Origin of the sequence: Paraburkholderia sp. SECH4, assembly GCF_030511745.1 — a bacterium.
In the GTDB taxonomy this organism is placed as follows: Bacteria; Pseudomonadota; Gammaproteobacteria; order Burkholderiales; family Burkholderiaceae; genus Paraburkholderia; species Paraburkholderia madseniana.
In genome coordinates this window covers 80,493-101,674 of the sequence record NZ_JALOCP010000007.1, presented here as the reverse complement: position 1 = coordinate 101,674, position 21,182 = coordinate 80,493, and the positions used below count along the sequence as shown (strand labels likewise).

At 60.0% G+C, this 21,182-nt stretch carries 20 protein-coding genes and 1 pseudogene; 12 read left to right on the top strand and 9 right to left on the bottom strand.

Annotation, left to right across the window (positions count from 1 at the left end):
- Positions 1–14: 14 nt before the first annotated feature.
- The 5 genes from M0D67_RS12675 (at position 15) to M0D67_RS12655 (ending at position 7,289) form a co-directional block, all read left to right on the top strand.
- Positions 15–1,652, top strand: a complete 1,638-nt coding sequence (locus M0D67_RS12675) for a molecular chaperone GroEL (RefSeq protein WP_171926415.1) — start codon at positions 15–17, stop codon at positions 1,650–1,652.
- 91 nt (positions 1,653–1,743) lie between these two features.
- Entirely contained in the window at positions 1,744–1,950 is a 207-nt protein-coding gene (locus tag M0D67_RS12670; RefSeq protein ID WP_154561454.1) for a hypothetical protein, read from the top strand.
- 61 nt (positions 1,951–2,011) lie between these two features.
- Positions 2,012–3,331, top strand: a complete 1,320-nt coding sequence (locus M0D67_RS12665) for an Nramp family divalent metal transporter (protein WP_154561452.1) — start codon at positions 2,012–2,014, stop codon at positions 3,329–3,331.
- A gap of 151 nt (positions 3,332–3,482) precedes the next feature.
- Positions 3,483–5,495 carry a sigma-54-dependent Fis family transcriptional regulator gene (locus tag M0D67_RS12660; protein ID WP_323138137.1) on the top strand — a complete coding sequence of 671 codons (2,013 nt, stop codon included), beginning with the start codon at positions 3,483–3,485 and terminating at the stop codon, positions 5,493–5,495.
- Positions 5,496–5,735: 240 nt separating this feature from the next.
- Positions 5,736–7,289, top strand: coding sequence for a methyl-accepting chemotaxis protein (locus M0D67_RS12655; RefSeq protein WP_171926416.1), 1,554 nt, complete (start codon positions 5,736–5,738; stop codon positions 7,287–7,289).
- Between the two features lie 54 nt (positions 7,290–7,343).
- Here M0D67_RS12655 and M0D67_RS12650 read toward each other — a convergent pair whose 3' ends face one another.
- The 5 genes from M0D67_RS12650 to M0D67_RS12630 all read right to left on the bottom strand — a co-directional run bounded on the left by M0D67_RS12650 (position 7,344) and on the right by M0D67_RS12630 (position 11,533).
- The gene (locus M0D67_RS12650) at positions 7,344–8,135 is read right to left on the bottom strand and encodes a hypothetical protein (RefSeq protein ID WP_266238896.1); all 792 of its coding nucleotides are present in this window, start codon (positions 8,133–8,135) and stop codon (positions 7,344–7,346) included.
- A 249-nt stretch (positions 8,136–8,384) separates the two neighbouring features.
- Complete coding sequence (locus tag M0D67_RS12645; protein ID WP_171926418.1) at positions 8,385–9,032, bottom strand: glutathione S-transferase family protein; 648 nt, start codon at positions 9,030–9,032, stop codon at positions 8,385–8,387.
- Between the two features lie 128 nt (positions 9,033–9,160).
- Positions 9,161–9,496, bottom strand: a complete 336-nt coding sequence (locus tag M0D67_RS12640) for an NIPSNAP family protein (RefSeq protein WP_154561444.1) — start codon at positions 9,494–9,496, stop codon at positions 9,161–9,163.
- A 125-nt stretch (positions 9,497–9,621) separates the two neighbouring features.
- A complete protein-coding gene (locus tag M0D67_RS12635; protein WP_171926419.1) occupies positions 9,622–10,719 on the bottom strand; it encodes an alkene reductase in 1,098 nt (365 codons plus the stop codon).
- A 67-nt stretch (positions 10,720–10,786) separates the two neighbouring features.
- On the bottom strand, positions 10,787–11,533 hold the full coding sequence (locus M0D67_RS12630) for an SDR family NAD(P)-dependent oxidoreductase (RefSeq protein WP_168435746.1): 747 nt from the start codon (positions 11,531–11,533) through the stop codon (positions 10,787–10,789).
- 181 nt (positions 11,534–11,714) lie between these two features.
- Between M0D67_RS12630 and M0D67_RS12625 the strand changes: the two genes are divergently transcribed.
- From M0D67_RS12625 to M0D67_RS12615, 3 genes are all read left to right on the top strand, one after another.
- The gene (locus tag M0D67_RS12625; protein WP_154561440.1) at positions 11,715–12,638 is read left to right on the top strand and encodes a LysR family transcriptional regulator; all 924 of its coding nucleotides are present in this window, start codon (positions 11,715–11,717) and stop codon (positions 12,636–12,638) included.
- 325 nt (positions 12,639–12,963) lie between these two features.
- Entirely contained in the window at positions 12,964–14,265 is a 1,302-nt protein-coding gene (locus M0D67_RS12620) for an MFS transporter (RefSeq protein ID WP_154561438.1), read from the top strand.
- Between the two features lie 51 nt (positions 14,266–14,316).
- The gene (locus M0D67_RS12615) at positions 14,317–15,429 is read left to right on the top strand and encodes an NADH:flavin oxidoreductase/NADH oxidase (RefSeq protein ID WP_154561436.1); all 1,113 of its coding nucleotides are present in this window, start codon (positions 14,317–14,319) and stop codon (positions 15,427–15,429) included.
- Between the two features lie 188 nt (positions 15,430–15,617).
- On the opposite strand, the gene M0D67_RS12610 is transcribed toward M0D67_RS12615, so the two are convergent.
- Positions 15,618–16,358, bottom strand: a complete 741-nt coding sequence (locus tag M0D67_RS12610; protein WP_266238895.1) for an SDR family NAD(P)-dependent oxidoreductase — start codon at positions 16,356–16,358, stop codon at positions 15,618–15,620.
- A 284-nt stretch (positions 16,359–16,642) separates the two neighbouring features.
- On the opposite strand from M0D67_RS12610, the gene M0D67_RS12605 reads away from it, so the two are divergent.
- A complete protein-coding gene (locus tag M0D67_RS12605; protein ID WP_199203044.1) occupies positions 16,643–17,104 on the top strand; it encodes a MaoC family dehydratase in 462 nt (153 codons plus the stop codon).
- 20 nt (positions 17,105–17,124) lie between these two features.
- The gene (locus M0D67_RS12600; RefSeq protein ID WP_266238894.1) at positions 17,125–18,006 is read left to right on the top strand and encodes an NAD(P)-dependent oxidoreductase; all 882 of its coding nucleotides are present in this window, start codon (positions 17,125–17,127) and stop codon (positions 18,004–18,006) included.
- Positions 18,007–18,016: 10 nt separating this feature from the next.
- Here the strand turns inward: M0D67_RS12600 and M0D67_RS12595 are convergent, their stop codons facing one another.
- Positions 18,017–18,610 carry a TetR/AcrR family transcriptional regulator gene (locus tag M0D67_RS12595; protein WP_171926422.1) on the bottom strand — a complete coding sequence of 198 codons (594 nt, stop codon included), beginning with the start codon at positions 18,608–18,610 and terminating at the stop codon, positions 18,017–18,019.
- Positions 18,611–18,707: 97 nt separating this feature from the next.
- Between M0D67_RS12595 and M0D67_RS12590 the strand changes: the two genes are divergently transcribed.
- Complete coding sequence (locus M0D67_RS12590; protein WP_171926423.1) at positions 18,708–19,676, top strand: zinc-binding alcohol dehydrogenase family protein; 969 nt, start codon at positions 18,708–18,710, stop codon at positions 19,674–19,676.
- Here the strand turns inward: M0D67_RS12590 and M0D67_RS12585 are convergent.
- Positions 19,660–19,854, bottom strand: coding sequence for a hypothetical protein (locus tag M0D67_RS12585; RefSeq protein ID WP_171926424.1), 195 nt, complete (start codon positions 19,852–19,854; stop codon positions 19,660–19,662). The two genes, M0D67_RS12590 and M0D67_RS12585, sit on opposite strands and share 17 nt — an antisense overlap.
- Here M0D67_RS12585 and M0D67_RS12580 point away from each other — a divergent pair.
- A complete protein-coding gene (locus tag M0D67_RS12580) occupies positions 19,838–20,026 on the top strand; it encodes a hypothetical protein (protein ID WP_171926445.1) in 189 nt (62 codons plus the stop codon). The two genes, M0D67_RS12585 and M0D67_RS12580, sit on opposite strands and share 17 nt — an antisense overlap.
- 41 nt (positions 20,027–20,067) lie before the next feature.
- On the opposite strand, the pseudogene M0D67_RS12575 reads toward M0D67_RS12580, so the two are convergent.
- Positions 20,068–21,176 (bottom strand): annotated as a pseudogene (locus tag M0D67_RS12575) (cation:proton antiporter); the annotation flags it as partial.
- Positions 21,177–21,182: the final 6 nt, after the last annotated feature.

Genomic DNA, 21,182 nt, shown 5'->3' with positions numbered 1-21,182 from the left:
GGAGGAGATGAATCATGCCGAATATCATGCTGCACGACGACGAGGCCCGCATGGCGCTCGGCCGCGGTGTCGCCAAACTGGCCAAAGCGGTACGAGGCACGCTCGGCCCTCGCGGAATGAATGCGATCATCGACCGCCCGATTGGCACGCCGATCATCTCGCGCGATGGTGTGAGCATCGCCAACGAGATCGAGCTGGAAGATCCGTTCGAAAACATCGGTGCGCAGGTGGTGCGCGAAGTCTCGAAGCAGACCAATGAAGTCGCCGGCGACGGCACCACCACGGCCACCGTGCTGGCCGATGCATTGGTCCAGGAAGGTCTCGCCAGTCTCGCGGACGGCGCCAACCCCGTTGAACTGGTTCAGGGGCTGGAGATCGCGGTAGACGAGGTGATCGCGGCGCTCAGGCGGGCAGCGACACCGCTGCGCGGGAGCGAAGAGGTGCGCGCCGTGGCCGTGGTCGCCGCCAATGACGAGGTCACCGGCGCGATGGTGGCCGAAGCGCTCGAGCGAGTGGGTCCCGATGGCATCGTCGACGTCGAGTACGGCACGACGGTCGAAACCCGTCTCGAAGTGGTCGATGGGATGGCGTTCGATCGCGGCTACCTCTCTCACCATATGGTTACGGACATCGAGAGAATGCAGGTGGTGCTCGACAATCCGCTCATTCTGATGACCGATCAGCGGCTGCAGTCGGCAGAGGAAGTGGCGGCGCTACAGGCGCTTGCGGCACACAGCAAACGCCCGCTGCTGATCATTGCGGAGGAGGTTGCCCCCGCCTGTGTCATGGCCCTGCTGGCGTGGCGGGACAACGGCGGGGTGCCGGTGGCGGCGATTCATCCGCCGGAGTACGGCCATTGGCGCAAGGCCATGCTCGAGGATATCGCTATCGTCACAGGCGGGCGGGTGATCGCCCGTGATCTGGGCGGCAAGCTAGAAGCCACGGAACTGCGCGATCTTGGCAGCGCACGCCAGGTACGCATCTCGTCGAACCAGACCATCATTACCGCTGGCGGCGGCGATCCGGCTGCCGTTGCCGCACGCCGTCAGCAGGTCGCGCGTCAGTATGAGATGGCCCCGGAGAATGTCGAGCGCGACAAATTTCAGGTGCGTCTCGCCAAGCTGTCCGGCGGTACCGCGATGATCCTCGCCGGCGGCGCCACGCCGGTCGAACAGAAGCGCCGGCTTCATCTGATCGAGGACGCAATCAATGCGGCACGCGCGGCGATTGCCGAGGGCATCGTGCCAGGCGGCGGGATGGCGCTGCTGCGGGTGTCCGCCGAACTCGAAGGCGTGATTGCGCGGACCCACGGCAGTGTGCAACAGGGTGCGAGATTGCTGCAGCGCGTGCTGGCGAAGCCGCTCTATCACATCGCGACCAATTGCGGCCTTGACGGCGCGGCGATCGTGTCCGAGGCGGTGCGTGCGAAACCGGGCGTCGGTCTAGACGCCCGCACGGGCAAGTTCGTCAACCTGATGGAGGCGGGCATCATCGATCCGGTCAAGGTCAGCTATAGCGCGGTACGCAACGCTGCTTCGGTCGCCGGCTTGATTCTGACCACCCAGACACTGATTGCCAAAAAGCCGGACACGATCGATCCGACCGCCGGCCCGGCGCTTGGCGCCGGCGCCGAATTGCTCGGCCGGAAATAGTGACACTACAACCGGTCGTCGGGTCAAGGACCGGCAAAAAAACGGCCGCTGCCGGCGTGTTTCGGGCGGCCATCAATAGACGGAGACAACAATGGATATCGGCGCGACTCCCCGATTCAATGCCGTCGCGATGGCGGCTCGGTACCTTGGTGCAATGTCCTCGATTCGCCTGCTCAAGCTCGCGTCGGGGGGGACAATCACATTCTGCGGTACATTGATTATTGTGTCCGATATGGGCACGGCGGCCGCTCCGCTGTTGCGAGGCATATTCGGTGCAATCAGCAGTGCGATGCCGTGAATGCCATGCCTGCCCGTTAAATCGGGCACGCCTGTCATTTTCATGAGCAAGGAGCCAGAGCTTGGATGATCGCGTTCGTAAGGCAGCCAGACCGGCGACGAGAACCGAGCGCACAACGCTTGCGGTCAGAGAGGTATTGGAAGGCCGCCGGCGCGGCGCACTGATGCTGCTGCCGTTTGCTGGACCGGCAGTGGTGGTCTCTGTTGCCTATATGGATCCGGGCAACTTTGCGACGAATATTCAGGCGGGCGCCAGATACGGTTACACGTTGCTCTGGGTGGTGCTGTTGGCAAACCTTGTGGCGATGCTGTTTCAGGCGCTCTCGGCGAAGCTCGGCATCGTCACGGGGCGAAACCTCGCGGAGCTATGCCGCGAACGGTTTCCGAAACCTGTCTTGCTGATCATGTGGGGTGTAAGCGAAATTGCCGCGATGGCAACCGATCTGGCCGAATTTCTCGGCGGCGCGATCGGACTTTCGTTACTGTTTCATATGCCCTTGCTCGCCGGTATGGCGGTCACGGCGGTAGTGACTTACGGCCTGCTGTTGTTCGAGAGCGCCGGTTTCCGTCCCCTTGAACTGGCGATCGGGGCACTCGTCGGCATCATTGGGTTGTCCTACCTTGCCGAGCTGTTCATTGCGCCGATCGCGTGGCCGAGTGTCTTAGTCCATACGTTTTCCCCTCAATTGCCCGACGCGAATGCGCTGACGATCGCCGTCGGTATCGTGGGTGCAACGGTGATGCCGCACGCGCTTTTCCTGCACTCCGGACTAACGCAGCGGCGAGCACCCGCGAGAACGGAGCGCGAGAGGGAAAAGTTACTGAAATTCTCGAATATCGAGGTCGTTATCGCACTGACCATCGCCGGTCTCATCAATATGGCGATGGTTATCATGGCCGCAGGTGCATTTCATCACGGGCATCCTGAGGTGGCGGAGATCGAGACGGCCTATCACACGCTGGCGCCGCTATTAGGCATTGGGGCGGCGGGGATTTTTCTGTTGTCGCTGATCGCTTCGGGCGTATCGAGTTCCGTGGTCGGCACGATGGCGGGTCAGATGATCATGCAAGGGTTCGTGGGCTTTCGCATTCCGTTATGGTTGCGCCGGGCCGTCACGATGGTGCCGAGTTTCGTCGTGGTGGCGCTTGGGGTCAATGCGACTCAGGCGCTCGTCCTCAGTCAGGTTGTATTGAGCCTTGCGTTGCCGCTGCCGATGGCCGCGTTGCTATGGTTCACCTGCCACGAGGACGTCATGGGCATATACAAAAATCGCGCGTTCATCGCCGTGATCGCCACGCTGGCGGCATTCGTGGTCTTATTGTTCAATGTCGTGTTGATACTGCAAACGTTCGGCGTCGAGATTCCTGGCTTGCCAGGCTGAATTCGCAATGCAGGCATATACTAATCAGCGATCGCGCCGCTGGGTTTGACTGACAGTCGAACAAAAAAGCACGCCGCGACATACTTGCGAGTCACGCCGAAGCCAGCCGCAGAGCAGGTTCCGGGCTGACCCATCGCATAGGAGGAGAGTTGTGACGAGACAGCAGCTCAGCACCATGTCGGGTCTTGGCAATCAGGCCGCTATGCGCCGGGTAGTGGCTAACGCGCAGCGTGCGAACGACCGTCACTCGGACAGGGTCACGATGCTCGCATGGGAGCGTTTTCTCGCGGGCGAGCCGTCGACGTCCGCGCCTTCGGCCCTGATCGACTCCTGGCGACGCAGTCTGCAATCGGGGGTCAATCCCACTGCGGGATCGGCACCGTTCGCGGTTCATGGCGACGCAGTCGAGGCGCTGCGCTGGCGGCACCGGGAGTTGCTGGCGGCGTCTGATCGTCTTTTCACCGTGACCGCTGATCTTTTTGCGGATTCGCATTCGATCCTGCTGCTCACCAATCAGGATGGTGTGATTCTCAAGGCCGCAGGAGACTTGCGTACGTTGGCCGCCGGCGAAAAAATTCATTTGACGATGGGCGGCGACTGGCGTGAAGGCCAGGCCGGCACCAACGGCATCGGCACCACGCTCGCCACCGGCCACCCCACCTATATCCACGGCTCTGAGCACTTCTGCGAAGGGATCAAATCGTGGAGTTGCGCGGCGGCGCCGATTTGCGAACCTGGCACCGGCAAGATTCTCGGCGTGCTCGACATTTCCGGGCCGCCTTCCACCTATCAGATCAACAACCTCACTTTAGCGGTAACGGCTGCGCGTCAGATTGAAATGGTGCTGGCCGAGCAAGCGGCTCGCGAGCATATGCGCCTCTTGGCCTTCTGTTTGCAGCGCCTGTCGTCATCCGATGCAACCGGGATGATCGCGATCGATCGGGCCGGGCGGCTTGTGCATACCACCGGCCGGGTGCCATTGCCGGTCAGCATCGGAGAACGCTTCCCCGGTATGGATGAGAACTCCGCGGTGGAGGACTGGGCGCAACATCTGCCCAAAGGCTTGCATGCCGACTGGCTCAACCCGGTTGTGGTCGATGGCAACACGATCGGCGCCATGCTCGTTGTTCCCGTGCGATCGCAACCCATCAACGCCCGGATCGCCGAGCGCAGTGGCGAGGCCGATCCGCAGCGCAGTTGCTTCGCGCAGATCCAGGGGCAAAGTGCAGCCATGCTGGCCGCCATCAACCGGGGTCGTCAGCTTGCCCGCAGGCGTGTTCCGGTTCTGATCGAGGGCGAAACCGGGGTCGGCAAGGAACTCTTCGCGCGCGCCATACATGGCGAAGAAGGAGGCGGCGGGCCTTTCGTCGCGTACAACTGCGGAGCGGCGTCGAAAGAACTGATCGCCAGCGAGTTGTTCGGCCACGTGCGTGGTGCCTTTACGGGCGCGACTGCCGAAGGGCGGCCGGGCCGATTCGAACTGGCTCACGGCGGCACGCTATGTCTCGACGAAATCGGCGAGATGCCGCTCGAACTTCAACCGGTCCTGCTGCGCGCCCTCGAGGAGGGCGTCATTTACCGGCTTGGGGACACCCAGCCGCGGCGCGTCGACGTGCGCCTGCTGGCAATGACCAATCGCAATCTGCGCGAAGAGGTCGACTCGGGCCACTTCCGACGCGATCTCTATTACCGCATCAGCGTGACGCGTATCCGCATTCCGCCGCTGCGCGAACGGGACATCGACATCGATCTCCTCGTCGCGTTTTTCAACCGGCGACTCGCGCAACGCCACGCGGTGCCCGAGCGACGACTAAGCGACGAAATCATGGCGGTGCTACGCGCTTATTCATGGCCCGGTAATGTCAGGGAGATGCGCAACGTCATCGAAAATCTGCTCCTGACGTCCAGCGAAGAGGTGGTGACGCTCGATGAGCTGCCTGCTGAGCTGCTCGACGAAACCGGCACCGCAGGCGTTGTACTGCCTGTGCACAAGCAATCGGGCAGTCTGGAGGAAACGGAGCGTTTGGCCATCGTCCGGGCCGTGCAGGATGCTCACGGCAATCTCGCTCAGGCGGCCCGCTCATTGGGTGTCTCGCGTAGCACGCTATATCGCAAGCTGGAACTCTATCAACTGGACGCCATCGCCAGAACGACAGGCGAATGAGGCGTTGCCGCAGATCTGCCGCCAATTGAACCGCCCCGGGAATCGTGGAGGCGGGTTGGTTTAAGTTGATACCGGCACAGCAGCGCCCGCTCGTGCGCAACACATAACTTTTATCTATCGCGCCTTTTGATTAATTTGATGCCGGCAGCGCTGAATAATCGTCCGCGGTGAGCCGTTATACACCGATGCTCTCGGGATCCACCGCACGCAATCGCAGGGGACGTAAGGATAATGAAAAAAATGACGATTGTTCGCTGGCTCGCTATGACACTCGGTGGCGCGTTGCTCGCGCTGGCGGTGGTCAGCGGCTACGGATTAATGCAACTTCGCGCATCCTATCAGCGTATCGAAGGGCTGGAGACGCGCACGGTGCCGAGCCTGAAATCGATATCAGCCGCGCTTGATAACGTTGCCGCAATGCGGCTTGCCGTTTACCGCTATGTGGTCGACGGCGTCGACGATGCCAGCCGGTCAGGCATGAAACGGGAAATTGCCGAATCAGACCGTCAGTTTGACGATGTGATTGCTCGCGCGCTGGCTCACGAAGTCTCCGACGACGCCGATCGAAAACTGTTCGAGGCGGATCGCATCCGCATGGCCGCATATCGCGATGCCCGTCAAGCGTTCTTCGAGAAGATGCAGGTGGGCGAGCGCGATGGCGCCCTCGCGATGCTTCACGACGGCGGCGCCGTTCATAACGCTGCGCTGGCGCTGAACGATGGGCTGCACGAGCATCTGAGCGAGGACATCGCTCGCAGCAACCTCGTGCGCGAAGAAAACGCAAATGCCTACCGATTTGCGTTCAGCCTGATGCTCGCCGTTGCAGGCGCAGCACTCGTGGTGACCGGGGTACTGGGGAGCCGCCTCTATGCGCTTATCAGCCAGGGTATGCGTCAGATGCAGGAAACGCTTCAGCGGGTCAGCCAGTCACTGGATCTTTCGCAGCGCGCAAGCGTTGTGCGAATGGACGAGATCGGTCACACGGCAACGGCATTGAACAGCCTGCTTGAGCAGATGGCCGGCGTTGTCGCCGAGGTGCGTTCATCGAGCGATGCGGTCGGTGTGGCGTCGAAACAGATTGCTGCCGGCAACCTCGATTTGTCTTCGCGTACCGAACAGCAGGCCGCGTCGCTGCAACAGACGGCCAGCAACCTCGGCGAGCTCACGGCAACAGTGCAGCAAAACGCCGACGCAGCGCGCCAGGCCAACGCGCTTGCTATCAGCACGACTCGAATCTCTGATGAAGGAAATATGGCGGTCGAACGGATGGTCGACACGATGAATGAAATCGCGTCGAGTTCCTCGCGGATCGCGGAAATCATATCGATGATCGAAGGAGTCGCCTTCCAGACCAACATTCTCGCATTGAATGCGGCGGTTGAGGCGGCGCGGGCGGGCGAACAAGGGCGGGGCTTCGCGGTTGTCGCGGCGGAGGTGCGCAGTCTTGCGCAACGTTCTTCGTCTGCTGCGAAGGAGATTAAGGATCTAATCGAGCAATCAGTAGCAACGATTCGATCGGGCTCGCAGCAGGCGCAAGAAGCGGGGCGCGCTACCGCTGAGGTGCAGCAGGCGATACGCCGGGTCGCAGGCATTGTCGAAGAAATCGCTGCGGCGTCGGATTTGCAGGGTCATGGCATCGAGGAAGTGAACGTGGCCATCGGTCAGATCGATCAGGTTACACAGCAAAATGCGGCGCTGGTCGAAGAGGCGGCGGCCGCTGCGCAATCGCTCGACGAACAGGCGACGCGCCTCGACGAGACTGTTTCCATCTTTAAAGTAAGCTCCCGCGTGTAATTCTGGCGTGTGCAATCGTGACACCCACTGCTGATCCGGACGATGGCTGGCGTGTTACGAATGCTTTTCGATCTCGCGCCGGGTCGCGGCTGAAGAAATGATGGCCGAAGCTGACAACAGGGCCCAGAGCGCAAACCCGCTTATTGCAGCACTTGGGATCAGCGAAAGAAAAAATGCCGAAATGTCGCCGACATTGGTGCCCCACCATCTGATGGCGGCGACAGCCACCCAGTAGCTTGTGGCACCGAACTTCATTAAGCGTGTTCTCGCAATCAGGATCAGAAGCAGTGCTAGCGTTGCGATTGACGCGGATATTGGAACGCCGATCCTGACTGAATTGAAGGCGTGGCCAATTGCGTCCGCAGTTGCTGTTCCAAGGGTACCCGCGATCAGCATAGTCAGCCAATAAAAGCCGTCTGTTTGCAATGCGCCCTTTGTTTGTTCGAGTGTCGATCGACGTCGCAGCATCACGATTCCGATGAAGACTATCACCAAGGCGGTAACAACGTCGAAGTAGGTGAGATGCGCGTGGTCTATCGAATAATCCGCGATATTGGTTGTTGCCGCTCGCACAAGGAGTATGGCGATCCAGTAAAAGGCTTCGCTGCCTTTGGCGCTTGCACGCTCAACAAGCACCAATATCGCAAACATAAGCGCTAGCACGATCAGGCCCTTGGCCGGTGCCAGCTTGAGGACGTCGGGAATGATGTCACCCAGGTTCGTTCCGCAGATGCTCGCAAGCATGATCGCCGCCCAGTATCTGGCGCTGACGTTTGGGGTGACTTTCAAACGCATGGAGATTTCCTGCTGATTGTTTGAGGAAGCGGCGACGATTTCGGCTGCCACGGGACCCGGTCAACCTTCAGTCCGCAGCAAGTCGATGCAGCATTGGCCTAAGGTCGTCAGACTGACTAATAGAACGCGCTCAGGCACGAAAGAGGCGGCCAGCGGGCGCGTTCAGCAATCCCATACTGGCCCAGGAGGACTTACGCAACACTGACAAAGTAAAAGGATTATTTCTACGTTCGAGTAGTCTTTTGAATTGAGGCTTGCGCACGAACTTGCGCTGAATCTGAACTGTCGGCGACGTCGCGATCATGCGCTCGAAGCTGGCCGGGACGAGATGCTTTCGTACCACCGCCTAAACGATTGGTGAGATTCGGGAATCGGCATTTTCAGAGCATTTGCCGCGAAATCGACGGTAACTAGGGTCGTAACGTCTGCTACTGAGAATTCGTCACCAGCGACAAACGGGGCACTCTCGAGTCGTGCATTGAAATCTGCGAAGAAGTTCGACACGCGCTGCTTGCTACGCTCGACCAATGCGGGAATCTGCTCGTAGTCGTGCGGCCCAGACAATGCTCGTCCTTTCAACCCGGGCAGAGCATTTCGAACGGCTTCCATGACCGCGGCGAAACCATCCAGCTCCGCGCGTCGCTCCCACATGGTGACGAGTGCCTTGCCCTTGGCTGTCGCACCAAGAAGGGGCTTGTGTGGATAGGTTTCCTCAAGATAGCGCCAAATTGCGGGCACTTCCGTGATTACTGTTCCATCGGCGAGTTGCAACGCAGGAACCTGCATTCGCGGATTCACCGCCTTGAAAGCGTCTGAAAATTGCTCTCTGCTACCAAGGTCAATCGTTCGTTGTGCAATTTCGATACCCTTCTCGGCGACAAAGACACGAACACGACGGGCGTTTGGTGAGCCTTTAGACTCGTACAGGAGAGGTGTTTCGATTGGCATTTTGTCAATCCCTTATGTCTGATGAGGTAACGGACGTTGGTGAGTCGAAGTCGTGCACCATGGAAAGGTCCATTTCGGCATACTGAAGTTGCAGCGTCGGGGGCGACGATATAGTCGGAGAAGGCCAGCTATTGACTTGTGACTGAACGCGGTTGGAAGAAGGGAACAGGCTTAAGAATCAGATTTTCCATATCGACAAGCGTGTCTTCTTCTAACGCGACGCGCCGGTATGCTTGCCAGTCCGGATCTGCCTCCATGGCGTCGCGGCGTTGCTCGCGGTCTGCCAAACTATCGTATTGCCAGAGATGAACAACCCGGCTAAGCGGCCCGATGTGGGTCACAAAGAAACCATAGGGCTCACCAAGATATTTTCGCTGAAGCGGCAACGCCAGGCGCTCGTAGGTCTCCAGAAATCGGGCGAGCCGGTTCGGCTTGATGGTGTAAGTACGGTGATCGAAGATCATTCTCTAGTTCCAGGGCATCTGGCCAAGGTCACACTCGGGCCACGCTCGAGTTTCTGATCCAGGTGCGTCGGCGTCGGCGTCGCGTGCCGCGAGCTTGCGAAAGCCGAAGCATCTGATCTCCTTGGTCAATGTTTGGCCTCGTATATCGGGTAATCGGCATAGCCCTTTTTCCCACCGTAGTAAAACGTGTCGCGGTCGTAGGGATTGAGTAGGAGATCGCGCTTCATCCGCTCGGGAAGATCCGGATTTGCGAGGAAGTGCCTGCCGAACGCGACAAGGTCCGCGTCGGCCGCTCGGATGATTGCTTCAGCACCGGTTGCGTCAAAGCCGCCAGCGGCGATCACCGGACCACCGAATAGAGGTCGGAGTTGCCCGGCCGCCACAGGGCTCTGCGAGTCGTCTGAGACGTTTCCTGTGACCCGCGGTTCAATGACATGAAGATAAGCCAAACCGTATGCCGATAGCGCACGGGCAACGTAAGGGAAAGTCACTGCTGGCGAGCTGTCGCCCATGCCACCGAACTTATTGCTTGGACCAATGCGAACACCGACACGATCAGCGCCCCAGACGCTTGCCACTGCGTCGACAACTTCGAGGAGGAAGCGGGCGCGATTCTCAACAGAGCCACCGTATGCATCTGTACGTAGATTGGAGTTGTCCTGAAGAAACTGGTCGATGAGATAGCCATTCGCGGCGTGTAGTTCTACACCGTCGAAGCCGGCCTCTTTCGCTCGTCGGGCCGCTTGACGATAGTTGTCGACAAGCCCCGGTATTTCGGAGAGTTCGATTGCTCTCGGGACAGACGCGGCACTAGGGCCGCTCGCCAGAAGGGCCCGAACTTCGGCATGGGTCACGGACGGCGCAATCGGTGCCTGGCCGTTTGGCTGAAGGTCGACATGCGATTGTCGCCCAACGTGCCAAAGTTGCAGGAAGATCCGTCCACCCTTCGCGTGTACTGCGTCGACAACTCTCCGCCATCCTGCCACCTGTTCGTCGGTATAGATTCCAGGTGATCCATAACCCCCATTCCCTGTTGGCGTGATGAACGTAGCCTCCGCTATCAGAAGCCCTCCTTGAGATGCACGCTGTTCGTAGTATGTGATCATCAGGTCGCCTGGCACGTTGCCGGGGACGTCTGCTCGCATTCTCGTGAGCGGCGCAAGCACCACACGGTGCGACAGTTCGACTGCGCCGATGCGGATCGGTGAGAAAAGCTTTGACATACAAGTTCCTGTAAATAACGTGGACAGCGACGCCTTTCCAGGCGCGTCAGAATCGAACCGACTATCGTCAACTCGCCGTCTTGCCGCCGTTCACTCTGATGATTTGTCCGGTGATAAAGGCCGCCTTGTCTGACGCGACAAAGACGACCGCGTCGGCGATTTCCTCAGGCGTGGCGCCGCGCTTGAGCGGTACGGCGGAGTAGAACGCCGCACTCTTTTCGGTTGAACCAGTGAGGCGGTCCAGCATTGCTGTCTCGGTCGGCCCAGGAGCCACCGCATTCACGCGGACACCGTAAGCCGCGGCCTCGATCGCGGCGCACTTCGTGATTCCTTCCACAGCGTGCTTACTGCCCGCGTAGAGCGAGAAGTTGGCGGCGCCACGCTCTCCGAACGTCGATGAGATGTTGACGACGTTCCCGCTGCCCTGCGGCTGCATGATGCGTAAAGCGTGTTTGAGCCCCCATAGCGTTCCCAGCACGTTGGTGTCGAACAAAGCTGTGTAGGCGTCGGCAGATACATCGGTAACAGGGCCTGGCTTGCCCTCGACGCCCGCATTGTTGACGACGACATCGAGCCGGCCGAAGCGCGTCACCGCCCTGTCAACGAGGGCGCTCACTTCGTCCTCGCGACGTACGTCAGCAATGACGAACTCGGCCTCGGCACCGAGGCGGCGCAATTCTTCTTCCAGCGCTTTGCCTTCGGCCTTCCTGCGACCGGAAATCACCACCCGTGCCCCATCCTGCGCAAAAGCGAACGCTGCGGCCCGGCCAATTCCCGTCAGGGCGCCGGTAATTAGAACAACACGATTCGTCACGTTAAGTCCTCAGAGGTATGGGTTGGCCGTTGTTGCTCGGGTTCGCATGGCGTCACCTGGCCAAATTCGCGGTCAATTCTGGGTTGAAACTCAGATGTGGCTTAAGCGTAGAATGTTTCGGCGGCTCGGAATAAGACTTTGTATATCTGGAGCCATATTCGGCAGGCATGGGGAGAGAACAATGGAGCTTCGACATCTTCGCTACTTTGTCGCTGTCGCGGAGACGGGTAGCTTCACGACGGCGGCCGAACAGCGGCTGCATACGGCCCAACCCTCCCTCAGCCGTCAGATCCGCGATCTTGAAGAGGAGGTGGGTGTCGATTTGCTGATACGCGGCGCCCGCGGAGTTGAATTGACAGCGGCAGGTCAGGCTTTCCTCGAGCACGCTCGTGGAACGTTAGCGCAAGCGCAGTCCGCCATTGAAGCGGCTCGACGGGCGGCGCGTCGTTTAAAGCCCGTATTTGCGCTTGGGTTCCTTACTGGGCAGGAGATAGAGTGGTTGCCGGAGGCGATGCGGGTTCTCCGCGACGAACTTCCTCAGATTGAGGTTACGGTCTCCAGCCAATACTCGCCGTCGCTTCGCGATGCGCTGGTGAAAGGCGATCTCGACCTCGCATTCATGCGGCCGGAGCCAAACGTACCGGACCTGGAGTACCGGCTTGTTGTCAAGGAGCCATTGTTTGTGGTTTTGCCAAGTGATCACCCTCTCGCAGCTTGCGAAAAGATCGCTCTTCAGCAGTTCATTGGCGAGACGTTCATCACCGTTTCGCACACGGCTCCTACTGTCCGGACCGTCATCGACGAGTTTATCCTGCAGTCAGGCCTCGACATACGTGCAAGCTACGAAGTGGATAACCTCGCGATGGCGGTGTCAATGGTGGCATCGACGCGCGGTCTCGCGTTGCTTCCGTGTTACGCCAGGAATTTCCTTCCTTCGTCGGTGACAAGCCGTCCACTTGCTGTTGAACCGCCGACTATCGACCTCGTCATCGGCTATAGCCGGGCCAACACTTCGCCGATATTGAGTTTGTTTCTTTCCAGAATCGACCATCTACTCGCCCGCTGCAGATCGATAGCGGCCGAAAATCAGGCATCCGTGGCATAGCTGCCACGACACAGCAACGCTCGCTCATACGCATTTTCGCTCCCTTCAGAACTCAAAGCTCGCCCTCCGGCGCCGACGGATGTTTCGACACGCGCGCGAAATGCTGTCTTCCGCCAGAGCCAATTGCATGCCTCTGAGGCATCGCGGTAGATAAACGAAGTCTTTTTCAACACCGGGTTCCCACTCGTATATTCAGCGAGCCTGCTCGGCGCGCTGCCGACTGCTCATCTCGAAGCCAACTGGGAAGTTCCATATCGGTCATGGCTAATACGCAGGAAAGTGAGGCCTGACGGCTACAAGCTGTGGTTCGCGCTGATCGACGGCCATGTCGACACAACAAGCTTCAGTGCGAGTGAATAGGATGATTCGAGTGATCAGATCAAAGGCCAGTGACGGACATGTGCAGAACACCGCAGCTCGACGTAGCCGAACTCTGGGTCGCAGGGCGAGTTTCTGGGTATCGTTTGGCGTCAGCACTCATACGCTATGGACGAGCGCAGCACCCGCGCTTAGCTATCGGCTCTACGCGCAAAAGTGGAATCTCTCACCGGTGGACACCGCCGGGGTATTCGCCATCTATCCCATTTTCGTTGTTAGTACGCTCGTTCTGCTAGGTGGCTTGTCCGACCAGGTCGGTCGTCGCATGACGATGTTGATTGCCCTCACATGTTCGCTCGTCGGTGTGCTCGTGATGACCGTCGCGCCCGATATCCGATGGCTTCTCGTTGGACGCGCGCTGATGGGGATCGGTGTCGGACTTGGCAGTGGTTCGTCAACTGCAGCCATTTTAGAGTTCAGTTCTGACGAAGATCCGGAGCGCTCGGCTGCGGCGACCAACATCGCTCAGGGTATTGGCTTCGCGACGGGCCTGCTTCTCGGGGGAGCGCTGATTCAGTATGCGCCGTGGCCTCTGCAGTTGAACTTCCTTGTGCTTGCTGTCGTCATCGTCGTTCTGATCGTCGGAGTCTGGTTCATGCCACGTCATGGCGGACAAGACACGCGATGGTCCGTGCGCATGCCGCGCGTTCCCGCAGATTGCCGGAACGCTTTCGCTATCGCATCGCTTGCTGCTGTCATTGCGTTCGCATCGGGCGCGATTCTGCTATCCCTCGGTGGCCAGATGGCGCATGACCTGGTAGGGTCCGTCAACGCATTCACGAACGGTGCGATCCTGGCAAGCTTCGCAATCGTATCTGCTGTAATCACAGTTCTCTGCAGAAAGCTGTCCCCCAGGCTGCTGCTCCTTCTGGGGGCGATAACGGCTTCACTTGGGCTACTCCTGTTGTGGCTCGCGGTGACCTGGGTCAGCTTGTCGATGCTCCTCGCCTCTACGTCGCTCGCCGGAGGCGGTTATGCACTCCTGTTCATGGGAGCGCTTTCTGTATTGAACTCTTCCGCGCCGGCCGAGCATCGCGGCGGCATTCTTTCCGCGTTTTATCTGATCGGGTATCTCTCGATGGGTATGTTCGCCCTTGTATTGGGCGGGATGGCGAGGACCTGGGGACTCGCCGAGGCTGTTACAACGGCGTCGTTCACCATCGTCGCGCTCGGGTTCGTTAGTTTCTGGCTCTCTGCCTCGCGCCCATTTCCGGTGTTCCGCAGGTATGCAGAACGGCGAGCGGATTGAGCGAGTGGCTACCAGGCGTAAGTCGCTTTGAGTCTTTGAAAAGGAATGGCTATGACGTCATTGTTCTCCAAATATCAATTCAGACGGGTGTTGACCAGCAACCGCATTGCTGTTTCGCCGATGTGCCAGTACGTCGCAAAGGACGGGCAGGCCACCGAGTGGCACCAGGCTCATTACGCCACTATGGCGGCCTCTGGCGCGGGCCTGTTGTTTTTAGAGGCCACCGCTGTCGAACCAGCCGGACGTATCACTCCCGGCGACCTGGGTCTCTGGGACGACAGAACACAGGCTTCTCTTGAAGAAGTCGTCTCGTTCGTCAGGAAAACCTTCGATACGAAGATCGTCCTCCAGATTGGCCATGCAGGAAGAAAGGGCTCAAGCCGTGAGCCGTGGAACGGCGGTCAGCAGATATCGAAGGCTGACAGCGGCTGGGCGACCTTTGCGCCCTCTGCGTTGCCGCAGATCGACGGCGAAGAAGTGCCAGACGCACTGAGTCCTGAGGGGCTCGAGAGGATTGCGCGCGCTTTCGCCGATTCGGCCAGACGCGCCGCCGAGATCGGTGTCGACGGACTGGAGATTCACGCCGCGCACGGTTATCTGTTGCATGAATTTCTATCTCCGGTATCCAATCGACGCGAAGATATTTATGGCGGGGCGCTTGTCAATCGGCTGAGATTTCCACTTGAGGTATTCGAGTCGGTCCGTGCTGCCTTTCCAGACGAAAAACCTGTCGGCGTTAAAGTTTCGGCGACAGATTGGGTAGAGGGTGGCTGGCGCGTCGACGAAACCATCGAGCTTGGCAAGCGCCTTAAAGAGCGCGGCGCAGATTGGATCACAGCCTCTCCTGGCGGGATCTCGCCGAAGCAGAAGATCCCGGTAGGGCCGAACTATCAGGCATCTTTCGCTGAGCGGATAAGACGCGAGGTCGGGATAGCTACGATCGCAGTTGGCCTTATCACCGATCCTCATTCGGCCACCCAAATCATTAGTAATGGCGAGGCAGACTTTGTGGCACTTGCAAGGGGGATGCTCTACGATCCGCGATGGCCATGGCACGCCGCCTTTGCTCTTGGTGGGTCGGTCGACGCACCGCCGTCATACTGGCGTGCACCCCCGCAAGGCCACAATGATATCTTCCGGGTGAACAAACACGGTGCTCGCTAGTTGAGTCCAACTCATGTCTCGCGATAAGCGACTCAGACACAGGTCGCGCCTGCGACCTGCATCGGCGCGGCCTGGTCACTTTGCGGGATCTTTAACGGAGAGCCAACTGCGTTAGCTCATCAACTCTCCGTTGCGTCCACACGGACGTTGACCTTCTTCAAATCCGTAGGTCGAGTAATTGATTGCGCTCAGGCATTCATCCCGCCATCCACCGTAAGATTCGCTCCGGTAATGTACGAGGCCGTCGGCCCGGCGACGAACGCTACCATTGCGGCGATCTCCTCAGCGCGCCCGTAGCGGCCGAGCGCTGTGGCGGCCTTCTGCGGCACCGCCCAATCGCCTGAGGCGGGATTCAGGTCTGTATCGATCGGTCCCGGCTGGACGTTGTTGACCGTGATGCCCCGGCCTCCCAACTCTCTGGACAGCGCCTGAGTGAACATCCTGACGGCCGCTTTCGTGGCTGCGTAGGGCACCAGCCCGGGCGCAATAGCGCGCTCGCCCACCGCCGAACCGATCATGATGATGCGCCCACCATCACTCAGGTGCTTCAGCGCCGCCTTGGTCGTAGCGAAAACGCCGCGGATGTTGATGTCGATTACTCTATCCATCTCCTCCAGCGTCGTGTCTTCGAACGGTTTCGGAATGGCCGTGCCGGCATTGTTCACCAGCACATCCAGCCGGCCGAAGGTCGCAAAAGTTTTTTCGACCGCGGCTTCGACAGCTTTGACGTCAGTAGCGTCCGCCTGGATCGCGATAGCCTTTCCGCCATTGAGTTCGATCTCTTTGACCACCGCCGATGCCGCGCTGGCGTCCTTCGCATATGTAAAGGCCACACTCGCTCCATCTGCGGCCAGACGTTTCGCGATTGCCGCACCGATGCCGCGTGAGCCACCGGTAACGAGTGCTACTTTTTGGGGTAATTCAGACATTTGATTTCCTGGAGTATGCGTGAGCGATTCACCGCGTCACTGAATCAAAAAATAGATTTGCAGTACAAATGTTCGATGTATGTTGCTGCAACGATTGTAGGTTTCCGTGACGGGTGCGACAAAGACCTTGTAAGCAGGGCGGCATGCGTTTTGGGCATGGCAGGAGAGGGCATGCCTGCATGCTCCCTCGTTCCGATTTCTCGCTTGACAAAGTGACAGACCTGTCCGTAATATTAAAATTAGTTACAGGTTAGTCACTTTATTGTGAGCAGGTCATGGATCAGTTGAACGAGCAGCGCTATCTGGAAGATTTTGCAGTGGGGCAGACGTTCGGCTCCGGGCGGCTACGCATCGACAAGGAGCGGGTCCTCGCGTTCGCTGCCGAGTTCGATCCGCAGCCCTTCCATCTCGACGAGGCGGCGGCGCGCCACTCGATTTTCGGTGGTCTGGCCGCCAGCGGCTGGCACACCGCCGCCGTGACGATGCGGTTGATGATCGAGACCGAACTCAAGCCGGCTGGCGGCTTCATTGGCGCCGGCCTCGACGAGTGCCGCTGGCCCCGGCCCGTGCGCCCCGGTGACGAGTTGCGCGTCGAGTGCGAGGTGATCGAGGTGCGACCGTCAAAGTCTCGTCCGGAGCAGGGCCTGATCAAGCTCCGAACGACCACGCTGAACCAGGACGACGAGGCCGTGCTCGTGCATGTCGTGAACATGGTTGTGCCGCGCCGGAAACACCATTCGTCTTGATACCGGAAGGCGGGATATTCATGGACATCGGTTTCATCGGCTTAGGCGTCATGGGACAGCCCATGGCGCTCAATCTGGCCCGCGCAGGCACGCAACTCATTGTCTGGAATCGCTCCGCGGACAGATGCGAATCTTTGCGAGCCGCGGGCGCAACCGTCGCGACGAATCCTGCCGAGATATTTAAACGGACCCGGGTGGTATTCCTGATGCTGGTCGACGGCGATGCAATCGACGCCGTCCTCGGCCGCGGCACATCGCAGTTCGGCGCGAACGTTGCGCACCACACGATCGTCCACATGGGGACGACCTCGCCCGACTACTCGCGCGGGCTCGACGCCGACATTCGCAAAGCCGGTGGCAGTTACGTGGAAGCGCCCGTCTCGGGCTCGCGCAAGCCCGCCGAAGCGGGGCAGCTCGTGGCGATGCTGGCGGGAGAAGACGCGGCCGTCGAAAGCGTCCGCCCTTTGCTCGAGCCAATGTGCCAGCAGACGATGATGTGCGGCCCGGTTCCGAACGGGCTTCTCATGAAGCTCGCGGTGAACCTGTTTCTCATGACAACAGTCACCGGCCTTGCGGAAGCGGCTCATTTTGCCGAACGGCATGGCCTCGACATGCAGCAGTTCCGCACTATCGTCGACGCCGGTCAGATGGCGAGCGGCATCTCGCGCGTAAAAATACACAAGCTGGTGACACGCGATTTCGAAGAAGTGCAGGCGTCGATCGTCAATGTGCTGGAGAATAATCGCTTGATTGCGGATGCGGCCAGAGCAGGCGGAGTCGCGTCACCGCTACTGGATGTCTGCTACGCGCTATTCGGCGAGACGTTGGCGTTGGGGCACGGGCAATCCGACATGGCGGCCGTCGTCCAAGCATTCGAGGCAAGAACCGATTCCAGCAAGTGATCGCGTTCGACTAGGCCAACAACTTCGTGGCGGCATCAATAAGGTCGCCCTTCAGATTGGCCGACTCCGCTATCGAACCAGTGACATACGCGCCGTTGATGACCAGTGCTATCTGAGACGCGGTGCGGTTGGGATTACTAACACCCAGCTTGGCGACGATCGCTGCGAGCCTCGCCTGCATTTCCTCTTTGTTGTCTCGGGCGATAACCCGGCCAGGATGGTTGTCGTCGGGAAACTCCGCCATCAGATTAAGAAAGGGGCAGCCACGAAAGGCGGGGTGCGCAATCCGTTTCGCGATTCCAGATAGCAGCGCCTGCAGCAAAGCGCGCGGGTCATCGGCGTGCTTCTTTTCAACGTCATCCCACCACGCCCAGAACAGCCGATCTTTCTCGGCGGCGAAAGCGCAGATCAAAGCGTCCTTGGAGTCGAATACGCGATAGAGGCTCGTCTTCGACACGCCGGATTGCTCGACGACCGTGTCGACGCCGATGGCACGTATGCCCTCGCGGTAGAACAGATCGCTTGCCGTCGCGAGGATCCGCTCGCGCGCGCTTACTTCGCCCTTGGGCGGGGCTCCCCGCCGAGGTCTGGCTCCTGCCTTCATATCCGCAAACTCCTTTGATTCGATTTTCTGGTTGACAAAGTAACAGATCGGTACCTAGTATGAAAGTTACAGGTCTGTTACTTTATAGGATATACCAATGCGTGTGATCGAAGCGGAAACCTTTTCGGGCTATGACGGGTTGCGGCAGATTGAATTACCCAAGCCGCAACCGGCGAAGGGCAGGGTGCTGGTTCGTGTGACGGCTGCTGGTGTCACGCCCCACGAATACACGCTCCTGTCGGGTGGACATCCTCGAGCCAAGGCGCCGCTGGTGCTCGGCAACGAGGGCGTCGGTGTCGTCGAGGACGCAGGCGACTCCGGGCTCGCGGTGGGAAGCCGCGTGATGTTCACCGGGCCCTACGGCGTTGGCGAGAATGGCGCATGGCAGGAATGGCTGCTGGTGAGACCGGAACATCTGGCGTCACCTGACTCGATCGGCGACGTCGTCGCGGCCAGCATTCCGGTGGCTTATCTGACGGCACAGATCAGCCTCACCGACGCCGGGTTCAAGCCGGGCATGACGGTGCTGGCTCCAGGAATCGGCGGGTCGGTCGGCAACGCGACCTATCAGCTCGCACGGGCGCAGGGCGCCGGCAAGGTGATCTCCACGGCGGGCAGCGCGGCGAAAGCCGCGAGAGCGCGCGAACTTGGCTTCGAGGACGTGATTGACCTCACCGAGGAAGGTCTCGCTGACGGCGTTCGTCGAATAACGGCCGGCAAGGGCGTCGATATCGTCATCGAGAGCATCGGCAGCGCTGTGACGAGTGAGGCGTTGAGCAGCCTGGGTCACGGCGGTGTCCTGATCACGTTGGGCTACTCCGCAGGACGTAAAACCACGATCGATGTCACGGACCTCATCTGGAAGCGCGCGCGGATGGCCGGCTTCTCCCTGTTCGCCCAGTCACCGGCCGCGATCGCCACTGCGTGGCAGCACATCATTCCGTTAGTCGTAAGCGGATCAGTCAAGCCGATCGTCGAGCGGGTCTATCCCCTCGCTGAAGCGCGCGAAGCCTTGCGTCACCTGATAGAGGATCGGCCGTTTGGCAAAGTTATTTTAACGATGTGACCGATATGACAAGCGGATATTCGCGGCTCCCAGGTGCGCCCGTTTCATTGAGGCGATTTCCTTTACCCACGCGAAGCTCCTTGTCGCCGAGGGCGTCCACGTCTTCATCACCGGCCGTCGCCAGAAAGAGCTCGACGAAGCCGTGAGGGCCATCGGGGCCAATTGATACGCCGATCATTGGCCAGCAGCCTGCGGACGCTATTGCGAGGATTTTATTTACCATCCCGATGGGACGCATGGGGGAAGCCGACGAAGTTGCCAAAGCCGCTTTGTTTCTCGCTTCAGGTGATTCGAATCAGGTGCGGCGGGTTGAACGGGTGGCGGATCGCGCATCGATCGGGATGCCGTGAATTGAAGCTTCGAAGGTGACGCGCCCGGCGCGCAGCCTTGACGGTTCGAGCAGGCGCAACAGGCGAAGCTCTTCGAGATCGAGTTCGGATTCGATGCGATGCAAGACCCCATCGTCGACCTTGCCGTCGCGATGCAGGCCAAGGAGCGCCTCGCGCGACACACTGACCAGCTTGAGTTCGATACGCAGAAAGTGCGCGCGGTCTTCGATCCGTTCCACTCCCAGCGCATGCGCGTTTTCGTTCGCCGCGACGCGGATCCGGTATTCGGCGAGCAGCCGCTCGAGCGCTGCGCGTTCGATACCGGACGCGTGCTTGCCCATCTCTTCGAGTACGGCGAGCGAAGCCCCAAAGGTGCGCGCACGCGTCTCGTGCTCGGACATGGTCTGTCGCGCGACCGGGCGCAGCTTCAGCAGACGGATGAGCGGCGCGAGACTGCTGCCCTGTACGACGAGCGTCGCAATGATGAGCAGGAAGGTACTGAAGACGATCAGGTCGCGGCCCGGGAAATTGCCTGGCAACGCGAGAGCGGCCGCGAGACTCACGACGCCGCGCATGCCCGACCATCCCAGCACGACGGCTTCGCCGGCCGACCACGGCGGGTTGCCCGTACGCTTCGCGAGCATGCGGCTCGGCAACCAGATTGCAGACACACCCACAGGAGGCGGACCGCAATCGCAGCCGCTGTTGCAGGCAGCGCGACACGCAAGCCGGCCATCAAGACGGCGACGTCGTAATTCACGCGCGCCAGGATGCCGTGCAGCGCGAGGCCGATCAGGATGAAGACGAGCGCGTCGAGCGCGAAGCATGCGGCCCAGGGCAGACCTGGGTTGAACGCATGCACGGCAACGGCGACCGCGGCGGTCGTGACCGTCACTGCGCCCAGCACAAGAGAAACGATCGTGCCGAGTTCCTCGCGGAATTCCTTCCATGCCGTGTAGAACGAACTCGACATCAAGAGCGGCGGCAACACGGCCGCGAGCATCAGGTTCGGGTCCATGTCGGGCACGCGCTTGCCCGCGACCGCGATCACGCAGCCACCAAGCAGCAGCACGACGGCGGGCGGGATCGCAACGCGCTCGGCGAGCCAGGTGAGCGCGCCCGCGCCGCAGATCAACAACAGCAGGTAATGAAAGAGCTCGACGTTGCTCATCCGCGT

Bases quoted from the DNA above. Each gene is read 5' to 3' on its own strand.
- M0D67_RS12585 (WP_171926424.1), bottom strand. From the start codon at position 19,854: ATGATCGGCGTATCAATTGGCCCCGATGGCCCTCACGGCTTCGTCGAG.
- M0D67_RS12590 (WP_171926423.1), top strand. From the start codon at position 18,708: ATGCGTGTGATCGAAGCGGAAACCTTTTCGGGCTATGACGGGTTGCGG.
- M0D67_RS12610 (WP_266238895.1), bottom strand. From the start codon at position 16,358: ATGTCTGAATTACCCCAAAAAGTAGCACTCGTTACCGGTGGCTCACGC.
- M0D67_RS12625 (WP_154561440.1), top strand. From the start codon at position 11,715: ATGGAGCTTCGACATCTTCGCTACTTTGTCGCTGTCGCGGAGACGGGT.
- M0D67_RS12620 (WP_154561438.1), top strand. From the start codon at position 12,964: ATGTCGACACAACAAGCTTCAGTGCGAGTGAATAGGATGATTCGAGTG.
- M0D67_RS12675 (WP_171926415.1), top strand. From the start codon at position 15: ATGCCGAATATCATGCTGCACGACGACGAGGCCCGCATGGCGCTCGGC.
- M0D67_RS12600 (WP_266238894.1), top strand. From the start codon at position 17,125: ATGGACATCGGTTTCATCGGCTTAGGCGTCATGGGACAGCCCATGGCG.
- M0D67_RS12655 (WP_171926416.1), top strand. From the start codon at position 5,736: ATGACGATTGTTCGCTGGCTCGCTATGACACTCGGTGGCGCGTTGCTC.
- M0D67_RS12670 (WP_154561454.1), top strand. From the start codon at position 1,744: ATGGATATCGGCGCGACTCCCCGATTCAATGCCGTCGCGATGGCGGCT.
- M0D67_RS12595 (WP_171926422.1), bottom strand. From the start codon at position 18,610: ATGAAGGCAGGAGCCAGACCTCGGCGGGGAGCCCCGCCCAAGGGCGAA.
- M0D67_RS12640 (WP_154561444.1), bottom strand. From the start codon at position 9,496: ATGATCTTCGATCACCGTACTTACACCATCAAGCCGAACCGGCTCGCC.
- M0D67_RS12615 (WP_154561436.1), top strand. From the start codon at position 14,317: ATGACGTCATTGTTCTCCAAATATCAATTCAGACGGGTGTTGACCAGC.
- M0D67_RS12635 (WP_171926419.1), bottom strand. From the start codon at position 10,719: ATGTCAAAGCTTTTCTCACCGATCCGCATCGGCGCAGTCGAACTGTCG.
- M0D67_RS12645 (WP_171926418.1), bottom strand. From the start codon at position 9,032: ATGCCAATCGAAACACCTCTCCTGTACGAGTCTAAAGGCTCACCAAAC.